This is a genomic window from Endozoicomonas sp. SESOKO1 (genome assembly GCF_024606265.1).
Taxonomy (GTDB): Bacteria; Pseudomonadota; Gammaproteobacteria; order Pseudomonadales; family Endozoicomonadaceae; genus Endozoicomonas.
Genome location: NZ_JAHHPP010000012.1, coordinates 1 through 4,799 on the forward strand (window position 1 = coordinate 1; position 4,799 = coordinate 4,799).

Genomic DNA, 4,799 nt, shown 5'->3' on the forward strand with positions numbered 1-4,799 from the left:
ACGCTTCCCCCATCTTGATGGACAGGCCTGGCTGCCAGTTTTCCAGCCACTCAATCTGATGCTTGCCAAACAGTACAATCGCCGTAGAGCCGAGCTTGAAACGACCCAACTCATCACCACGGCTTAACTCAATGGATTCACTGGCATCACCGTAGCTGGTGGTGGCAACCTGCCCTCTGTGTGGCATTACCAGACCGGCCCAGACGGTCTCAATACTGGCGACATTGATTGCGCCAACCATAATGACCGCCATGGGACCGTATTGTGTGTCAAAGATACTGACCACCCGTTCGTTGCGGGCAAAGAGATTGGGGATGTTCTCAGCAGTACCCTGGTTGACAGAGAACAGGCGTCCGGGCACATGGACCATCTTATGCAGGGACCCGGCCGCCGGTATGTGGACACGGTGGTAGTCTTTCGGGGACAGGTAAATGGTGGCAAACTTGCCGCCCATAAATTCCTGTCCAAGCTCCAGGTCACCACCAAGCAGTTCCACCAGACTGTAGTCATGGCCCTTGGCCTGAAAGATTCTGCCGTTTTTGATGTCCCCTATCTGACTGATGACACCATCAGCCGGGCTGACAATCATTTCCGGGTTTTCTGGTAAAGGACGGGCGCCATCCTTCAATGACCGGGTAAAGAAGTCATTGAAGTGGAGGTACTCTTCAGCGCCTTCGCGTTTTGCTTCACCCATATTGACGTGGTAGTGATCAATAGCCCAGCGAATCAGGCCATTTTTAAACCATGGAATCCGGCATTCCACAAAATAGTAGACAGCTCTGGAGATCAGGTGATGGGGAAGTACATACTGAACAGCTGCAAACAGTTTCTCTTTCACGGTGATGGAATATCCTGTAGTTAAAATAGGTACCTGACAAGAGTCTGATGTCTATTGGCAACGGACCATAACAGGCTCTGGGAATTCTTGAAATACCGCTCCTGGCCTTTGACTGTGAGGCACTTTCATTTGAAACATTGCCTGATCAACATCAAGGCAATGACTCGCGCAAAACAGGAAATTGGCAGCCATTGTAATTCATGGCATCACTGCCTGCACCTTCGGTGATTATATCGGTGATTGCTATGTTTGCTTATTGAACTACCGGTGTATGAGGCAGATTCCCCCATTCAGACCATGAGCCGTCATAGGCCCTGACCGATTTAAAACCAAGGGCTTTGGCCACAAGATAAGTAAACCCGGAGCGGTGATGGGCCTGACAATGGGTGATGATCTGTTGATCTCTTTTAATGCCAAGCGCATCAAGCTCTGCAACCAGCCCTTCTTTAATTCGATAATTCTTTTCCGGGTCCATGGCCCGGGTCCACTCAAAATTAATGGCGCCGGGAATATGGCCGGCTTTCTGTGCCATGACCTTTTCTCCGAAGTATTCTTCCGGCGAGCGCGCATCCCAGATGGTGAACTCCGGGCTTGTCAGTGCCTCAAGGATGAAGTCGCAGCTGGCAATAACACGGTCATCAATGGTCAGGGAAACATCTGTGGAAGCTCTCCCGTTTGGTCTGGACTCTCTTGGATGGCCCTCTTTCAACCAGGCATGGATGCCACCATTGAGATAAGAGTACTTCCGGTGACCAATAACATCGAGCGTCCAGATGAACCGACCCGCCCAGCCACCGCCTTCATCATCGTAGACAATAAAGTGCTCGTCGCCGGTAAAGCCCAGCTCACTGAACAGCGATTCCAGTTGGCTAAGCGCCGGGAGTTTGCCGTGGGCAGGCTGGGTTCCTGCGACCAGCCGATGGGGTTGCACATTGATGGCCCCGGGAACATGGGCCTGCTGATAAAGCTGGGGATTACCAAGATCAATAATCATCAGTCGTTGTTTTACTGACGCATTGTCTTCAGCAGTGAGTATGGATTCCAGCGCCTCTGGTTCCAGGATAAGTGGCAGCTTGTTATTGTCAGTCATATTACGTCCAGCTTCTTATGTTGAACGCATTGTAATGGCATTTGCTGGTTTGATCATCTCGATTAGCCATGCCTCAGGGCGGTTTCTTCCCGGGCGATAACACCTAGGAGGCCAACTCACTGGTGATGCCTGGAGTCGTAGGGTTGTCCACGGTGCATGACCTGAGAATTATCCCAGATAAAAAAACCGGTATCAGGCCTTGAATCTTGAAGGTGTTCAAAAAGAAAGACCTGCCCACCAACTCCCTCCCTGTGCCTCCTTCGGCAGGCAGAGCGGATGCTGGCTATACTGGACGCTGATCTTAAGCATCACACTCCGAACCTGTGATTACCATGGCTTGGTCGGGGTCATTTGCACTACAACATTGATTTTGGGTCAGTGGGAAACATGAACGCAGTAGCCAGCCCCCCAAAACTGCCGCTGATGGGCAGTGCCTGTGGTCCAGTTGCGGATATTTACAGCAACAAAGTGTTGTGGGGCGGATACCACATTCGCAATGTGGAGGCTTTTCCAGAAGAAAATAAAGAGTATCTCCATTCATTACCGAGGAGTCTTTGCTTTGATTGTAAGGGATTGGCACGCAACGCAGTACAAACAGCTTGCGTCTCCCTTCTGTGTCAAGACTGCAGCGAATACAGAACCCTGACAAACCCGCCAGGTCGTTTATGTCATAAGTGCTCAGATGATGGAAAACCTGCCACGCAGGAACACATAGATGCTTGCAATTTGATCAAGCCTTTTCCATTCAAAAGACGTTTGATCGACAAATTTTACCTCAAGTGTCCATTTACCGATTGTCGGTGGCAAGGTACGGTGGCTGAACTTTTCGGCATGCACGAAAGTGAACATCTGATGAATGCTTCCCCTGTCTCTTCTCTTAAACATCTGTGCAGGTCGGCCATTCAACGTCGCTTTGGTCATAATACTATTCTGTTAAGCGAATGCTGCACTGTCTTGTGCTTACCTCAGGGGTTACAACAGTATCTGGCTGTTGCGCCACCGGGTTACACGCCCAGCAACCGCTCAGCCATAGCGTATGTAGAAAAGTACTTTGTGACATCACCTGGTTTGCTGGTTTGCCTGTTGCTCAATAATAAGAACCGGGTGATGGCTACGTGGTCTACGGTCATGGAGGATCCCTCTGATGCCGACAAAAAAAGAGCTGTAAAGCGCTTTGTCCGCGAGCAGGCATTGGACCGCAAAGCGGTCTACATACAGTTTTACTACTACCCGAAAAAATGGGATCCCGCTTGTGAAGGTAAAGACACCGTAGCTGAATCCCTGCGGTGGAATTCTGTGCATTGGTACGATTGCGAAGATTTGGCGCATATTGATGGTGTGACACTTTGGAAAGTGGTGATGAAGCCATTGAAACACAGGGTTGGCTTTGCCAGAAAACCCTCTGTGCCAGGTACAAACCTGCACAGCCTGTAGTTTGAGAGTGTCGTATTCGTGCAGGGCGACCGGGAAGTCAGATTACCCGCATCACTGGCGATGCCAGGCATTAGCATTCTTCAGGCTTTCGCGACAGCCTCGGTCCCCGAGGAGAAACGAAGAGGGGTACCTTAGGGGGATTTGCGCTTTTCTGTACTATGCTTTTTCCAGAGAATTCAGGATGTTCTGATAGCTGTCCATTCTTACCTGAAGAATATCGCCCTTCAGAAGAGCCTCGCGGATAGCGCAACCCGGCTCCTGGTCATGACTGCAATCCCTGAACTTGCAGTGCCCGATAAAGGGGCGAAACTCCTTAAAACCGTGCAGCACATCCTCAGATTCCATATGCCACAATCCGAATTCCCGAATCCCCGGTGAGTCGATCAGCATACCACCGGCCGGGAAGTGGAAAAGCCTGGCTGAAGTAGTGGTATGGGTGCCTTTACCGGTGCTTTCAGATAGCGGGCCTACCTTGGTATCAACCCCTGGCAGCAGTGTATTGACCAGGGAAGACTTTCCGACACCGCTCTGGCCGACGAAAACACTGGTATGTTCATTCAGAAGGCTCTTGAGTTCGTTCAGCCCGTCTTTCGTCCGGGTGGATGCTTTAAGTACCCGGTACCCAATGCGCTCATAGTTAACCAGCATATCGTCAATCTTTTCAGCAAAGGATTGACGGCTCGTTCCATCTTCCAGCAAATCGGTTTTATTGAGCAGGATGACCGGTTCAATACCAACGGTTTCCGCAGCCACCAGATAACGGTCAATCAGGTTCGGATGAGGAACAGGAACCGGAGCGATGACCAGAACAATGTAGTCAATATTGGCGGCAACCGGCTTCAGCTGTCCTCGCATATCCGGTCTGGATAACAGGCTGTCACGGTCCTCAAGTGCCACTACAACACCCATACCGCCTTTGCTGGAGGCCTTCCAGACAATCCGGTCGCCGGTAACCAGCGGTGGCAGATTGGCCCTCAGGTGGCAGCGATAGGTCTCACCGGGTTTGCCGATGGGTTCGATATCCAGCTGTGCTCCGTAGTGGGCAATAATCAGGCCCGGTTGTTCTGGCCCCAGGGCGTCATCCTGAAGTTCACGGTTAATCTTATCCTCACGCTTCTGGGCGCGGGCTTTACGTTCGTCCTGGATTTTCTCGATGCGCCAGCTTTGTCTGCGCGTTAGTTTGCGCTTACTCATGGTGTGTAGTGGGAAGTTTCAAATATAAGGTTGGAAAGTATCATAAATTTGTATTGAGCTGATTTCGCTGCAATTATGAATGAAGTAGACTTATTATGTCAGCTCATTCGTTATCTGCCCTTAAATTAATCCATCTTTTGTCAGAAGCACGGCAAGGGTAGTGCAGACGTCTGCGATGCACTGAATAAGCTGGTTTTTCCTGAATTGCAGGTAATTAACGAACAGTCTGAATTTTCTTAACTG

Annotated in this window: 4 protein-coding genes; 1 reads left to right on the plus strand and 3 read right to left on the minus strand. The window is 50.4% G+C overall.

From position 1 onward, the window contains the following. Both asd and KDK13_RS00805 read right to left on the minus strand, forming a co-directional pair. On the minus strand, positions 1–838 hold an 838-nt coding region (gene asd / locus KDK13_RS00800), incomplete at its 3' end, for an archaetidylserine decarboxylase (protein WP_257282824.1). A gap of 253 nt (positions 839–1,091) precedes the next feature. Continuing rightward, positions 1,092–1,928, minus strand: coding sequence for a sulfurtransferase (locus KDK13_RS00805; RefSeq protein WP_257282825.1), 837 nt, complete (start codon positions 1,926–1,928; stop codon positions 1,092–1,094). Between the two features lie 813 nt (positions 1,929–2,741). Between KDK13_RS00805 and KDK13_RS00810 the strand changes: the two genes are divergently transcribed. After that, positions 2,742–3,362 (plus strand): hypothetical protein, encoded by a 621-nt coding sequence (locus KDK13_RS00810; protein WP_257282826.1) that lies wholly within the window; start codon positions 2,742–2,744, stop codon positions 3,360–3,362. Between the two features lie 156 nt (positions 3,363–3,518). Here the strand turns inward: KDK13_RS00810 and rsgA are convergent, their stop codons facing one another. After that, positions 3,519–4,556, minus strand: coding sequence for a small ribosomal subunit biogenesis GTPase RsgA (rsgA, locus tag KDK13_RS00815; protein WP_257282827.1), 1,038 nt, complete (start codon positions 4,554–4,556; stop codon positions 3,519–3,521). Positions 4,557–4,799: the final 243 nt, after the last annotated feature.